Source organism: Brevundimonas sp., assembly GCF_036677305.1.
GTDB lineage: Bacteria > Pseudomonadota > Alphaproteobacteria > Caulobacterales > Caulobacteraceae > Brevundimonas.
This window is the reverse complement of record NZ_JAKFEB010000115.1, coordinates 1-4,584: the sequence shown is the minus strand read 5'-3', so window position 1 is coordinate 4,584 and position 4,584 is coordinate 1. Positions and strand designations below refer to the sequence as shown.

Annotated in this window: 5 protein-coding genes; 3 read left to right on the top strand and 2 right to left on the bottom strand. The window is 70.2% G+C overall.

Features of this window, described 5'->3' with window-relative positions:
* Positions 1-315: 315 nt before the first annotated feature.
* The gene (locus V6M42_RS06815) at positions 316-747 is read right to left on the bottom strand and encodes a hypothetical protein (protein ID WP_332659229.1); all 432 of its coding nucleotides are present in this window, start codon (positions 745-747) and stop codon (positions 316-318) included.
* 98 nt (positions 748-845) lie between these two features.
* On the bottom strand, positions 846-1,574 hold the full coding sequence (locus V6M42_RS06810; protein WP_332677951.1) for a glycosyltransferase family 2 protein: 729 nt from the start codon (positions 1,572-1,574) through the stop codon (positions 846-848).
* Positions 1,575-1,662: 88 nt separating this feature from the next.
* Here V6M42_RS06810 and V6M42_RS06805 point away from each other — a divergent pair, with 88 nt between their 5' ends.
* The 3 genes from V6M42_RS06805 to V6M42_RS06795 all read left to right on the top strand — a co-directional run.
* Entirely contained in the window at positions 1,663-3,351 is a 1,689-nt protein-coding gene (locus tag V6M42_RS06805) for an ArnT family glycosyltransferase (protein ID WP_332677952.1), read from the top strand.
* Positions 3,348-4,265 carry a hydroxymethylglutaryl-CoA lyase gene (locus tag V6M42_RS06800; protein WP_332677950.1) on the top strand — a complete coding sequence of 306 codons (918 nt, stop codon included), beginning with the start codon at positions 3,348-3,350 and terminating at the stop codon, positions 4,263-4,265. The genes V6M42_RS06805 and V6M42_RS06800 overlap by 4 nt, the downstream gene beginning before the upstream one ends.
* A 92-nt stretch (positions 4,266-4,357) precedes the next feature.
* Positions 4,358-4,584, top strand: a 227-nt coding sequence (locus V6M42_RS06795) for a hypothetical protein (protein ID WP_332677949.1), incomplete at its 3' end; no start/stop codon positions are given.

The following is a 4,584-nucleotide window of genomic DNA, read 5'->3' as shown; positions in this document are numbered from 1 at the left end:
TTGGCGCAATGGATCAACGGGTTGGCTTCTGCAACTCGTCTGTTTCAGCGCGAACTTGCAGCATTGAACCCGTCATTCCGGGGCGCTCGCAGAGCGAACCCGGAACCCAGGGGATCGGACGCCGTCCTCTGACGCGCCGCCAATATCGAGCCCGGTCCCCTGGGTTCCGGGTTCCTCGCTGCGCTCGGCCCCGGAATGACGGAAGGTGGGGCTGCGCTCGGCCCCGGAATGACGGTGGGGGGGTGGGGCTGCGCTCGGCCCCGGAATGACGGGCGGGTGGCGGCGCTCAACCCCGGAAGGGGTGAGGGATTACGGTCAGGCGGCGCCGCCGCCGAAGTCGAGGTCCTTGCGGGCGGAGATGATGGTGACGATGAAGCCGGCCAGGACGTCCAGCATGACCATCGTCAGGATCAGGAAGAAGGTCGAGGTGGCGAAGCCCTTCATCAGCAGGAAGGCCACCAGGCAGATCACGAACAGGATCATCGACAGGGCGTGATTGACGATCGCGACCTTCTGGCTGGACGTCGATTTCAGCAGTTCGAAGAACAGCAGGATCAGCGACAGGAACAGGATCAGGTCGCCGACGCCGATGTTCCAGGCGGTGCCCGAAACCATGGGGATCGAGAACAGCGGATCGCGCAGCGCCGCCTCGGCCGCCGCGACGCCTCCGGTTCCGACGACGCCCGACAGGATGACGATGGCGTAGAGCACCACCGGGATGAAAAGCAGCGGAACGGCGATCAGCATGGCGGGCTCCATCGTCAGGCGTCGAGGCGGGCGGGGCGCGTTACGGCCGCGCTTGTTAACCATGCATAACCCGGTTCGATCCGTTCAGCTACGCCTGCTCAAAACTCGCTGATCGCCCCCGGGCGGCGCGAGCGCGTCTTCAGCCACATCACGCCCAGCAGGTCGGACAGGGAGGCCATCAACCGCCCCCAGTTGGTGTATTTCGACTGGCCCGTCTCGCGATGGCGGTGATCGACGTCCAGGTAGAGGTTTTGATACCCCTCGCGGATCATCAGGGCCGGCAGATAGCGGTGGATGTGATCGAAATAGGGAAGGCGCAGGAAGATGTCGCGGCGGAAGGCCTTGAGCCCGCAGCCCGTGTCGTCGGCGTCGTCGCCCAGCAGTTTCCTGCGGATGCGGTTGGCCCACAGCGAGGCCTGCCGCTTGGCCCCCGAATCCTGACGCCTGGCCCGGACGCCGCCGACCAGGGCGACGGTCGGGGGCGAGCCGGCCAGCAGATCGGCCAGTCTCGGGGCGTCGGCCGGCGGATTCTGGCCGTCGCCGTCGAGGGTGACCACGATCGGAGCCCGCGCGGCCAGCACGCCCGTGCGGACCGCCCGGCTCTGGCCCGCGTTCGAGCCGTGGCCGAGCACGCGCAGGGCCGGAAGTTCGGCCATCAGGCCGCGCAGTTCGGCGAGGGTGCCGTCCCGCGAGGCGTCGTCGACGAAGACCATCTCGTACGACCGGCCGGCGAAGGCGGCGGCGATCTCTCGCGCCAGCGGGCCGGCGGCGCCCTCCTCGTTATGGACCGGGACGACGACGGAGATGTCGGGGATGGCGGCGTTCATCCCCGTTCTCTAGCCGGTTTCGGCGGGAGGCGGGAGAGGACGCGATCACGTCTGACGCGGGCGGAAACCTCGTGATAGGTAGGTGAACATGACAGGCGCCGACTTCGACCGATACATCGCCGGATGGCGCGGCCCCGTGCTGGCCGCGCTGATCGCCCTGTTCGCCGGCCTGCCGGTGCTGATGCTGCTGCCGCCGCTGGACCGCGACGAGAGCCGTTACGCCCAGGCCACCTCGCAGATGCTCGAGAGCGGCGACTATGTCGACATCCGCTACCAGGACGAGCCGCGCTGGAAGAAGCCGGTCGGAATCTACTGGATGCAGGCCGTGGCGGTGTCCCTGACGTCCAAGGTCGAGAACCGGGACATCGGGCCGTACCGGATTCCGTCGCTGCTGGGCGCCATGCTGGCGGCCGCCGCCTGCGCCTGGGCCGGGGCGGCGATGTTCGGCCAGAGGGCGGGATTCCTGGCGGGCGCGATCATGGGGGCCAGCTTCCTGCTGTCGACCGAGGCGGGGATCGCCAAGACCGACGCCATGCTGTGCGGCGCCGTGACCCTGGCCATGGCCGGGCTGGCGCGGATCTATCTGGCGGCGCGGGCCGGAGAGGCGCCGCTGAGGCCGTGGAAACTGGCCTTCTGGCTGGGGCTGGGCCTGTCCATCCTGATCAAGGGGCCGATCGGCCTGCTGGTCGTCGTCCCGGCCATACTGGCGCTGTCGGTCTGGGACCGGGACGTGTCCTGGCTGAAGCGGCTGGGCTGGGGCTGGGGCCTGCCGCTGGTGGCGCTGATCGTCGGACCGTGGGCCATCGCCATCACCATCGCCACCGACGGCGGCTTCTGGCGCGAGGCCATCGGCGGCGATCTGGCGCCCAAGGTGGCGGGCGGCGACGAGGGGCACGGCGTCGCGCCCGGAGCCTATCTGCTGATGGCGCCGATCCTGTTCTTCCCGGCCACGCTGCTGCTGGCCGCGGCTGTTTCGGCGGGCTGGCACAGGCGGGCCGAACCGGCGATCCGGTTCCTGGTCTGCTGGGTCGTTCCGGCCTGGATCATCTTCGAACTGACCCCGACCAAGCTGGCGCACTACACCCTGCCGACGTTCGGGGGACTGGCCCTGCTGGCGGCCGCCGCCACGGCGCACCCGATCGGCAGGATATCGCGCTATGTCGGCGTGGGGCTGACCCTGTTCGTCGGCGGCCTGCTGTCCGTGGCCATGGTCTATCTGCTGACCGAATACGGCAAGTCGACCGCCCAGACCTGGGCGACCCTGACCATCGTCTTCGCCATCCTGGCCAGTCTGGTCGGCGCCTTCCTGATGCTGCACCGGGCGGCGGTGACGGCGCTGATGGTGTCGCTGGCGCTGGGCGTGCTGGCCCATGCGGCCCTCGCCGGCACCCTGCGCCAGCTGCGGCCCCTGTCGGTCGCGCCGCAGCTGCAGAAGACGCTCGAACGCGCCGACCTGCATCCGCGGCAGGGCCGGGCGGGGCCGGTGGCCATCACCGGCTTCCACGAGCCCAGCTTCGTCTTCCTGACCGGCAAGGACACCGAATTGACCGACGCCGCCGGCGCCGCGCGGGCCCTGGCCGAGGGCCGGCCCGCCATCGTCGAGGAACATGACGCCGACGCCTTCCGCGAGGCCGCCGCGCAGCTGGGCGTCACGGGTCGCGCCGTGGGGGTGGTCAACGGCCACAACTATTCCAAGGGGGACGACGTCGAGCTGACCGTCTACGCCCCGCCGGGCGCGGCGCCCGTCGCGGCGGCGGCCCGGGGCTCCGCCCGGTGAGCCGCGCCATCACCATCGTCGAGGTCGGCCCCCGGGACGGCCTGCAGAACGAGAAGGCGATCCTCGAACCGGCCGTGCGCGTCGATCTGGTCAAACGGCTGGAAGCGGCGGGGGCGCGGCGGATCGAGGCGGTCAGCTTCGTCCATCCGAAATATGTGCCGCAGATGGCGGGGGCCGAGGCGGTCATGGCCGCCCTGCCGCGGGAAGCCGGGCGCAGCCGGATCGGCCTGGTGCTGAACGGCAAGGGCTACGACCGGGCGCTGGGCACGGCGGTGGACGAGGTCAATGTCGCCATGTCGGCCACCGACGGCTTCGGGCTGAAGAACCAGGGGCTGACGGTCGACCAGCAGGTGCAGATGCTGGCCGACATTGTGGCCGGGCGGGCGAACGCCGAGGGGACCCCCGGCGCGACACCGTCGCTGTCGGCCACCCTGTCCTGCGTCTGGGGCTGTCCGTTCGAGGGAGAGGTGTCGACGGATCAGGTGGCCGGGCTGGTCGAGCGGATCGCCGCGCTGGGCGTCGGCGAGATCGCCCTGGCCGACACCATCGGCGTCGGCGACCCGTGGAGCGTGACGCGCAAGGTCGAGGCCGCGCGCAAGGCCGCGCCGGACGCCGTTCTGCGGCTGCATTTCCACGACACGCGGAACACCGGACTGGCCAACGCCTTCGCGGGCGTCGAGGCGGGGGTGGACGTGCTTGACGCCTCGGTCGGCGGCATCGGCGGCTGCCCGTTCGCGCCCGGCGCCACGGGCAATATCGCCACCGAGGACCTGGTCTATATGCTGGAGCGGGCGGGCTATTCGACCGGCTACGACCTGGACGCCCTGATCGGCACGGCGCGCTGGATCGGCGAGAAGATCGGACGGCCCGCGCCAAGCGCCCTGAGCCGCGCGGGCGGGTGGCCGAAGGGCTGAGGGCCGCTTTTCAGCAACTGCTCACAATTCGCTCATGCCGATCAGCGGGCGCCTGTCGCATCGTCCGGTCGTCGAAGCCGAGGGAGACCGCCATGCATGTGACGAACGAGGACCTGGACCAGCTGTGGAAGGCCCTGCGGATGCTGGGCTGGGGGGCGGTGGCCCTGATCATGACCGCGCCGCTGGTCGCCATGCAGTTCACCCGCGAGGTCAACTGGACCGTCACCGACTTCGTCTTCGCCGGGGTGCTGCTGATCGGCGGCGGGGCCGCGATCGAGCTGGTGGCCTGGCGCGTCCGCAATCCGGTGATCCGGATCGG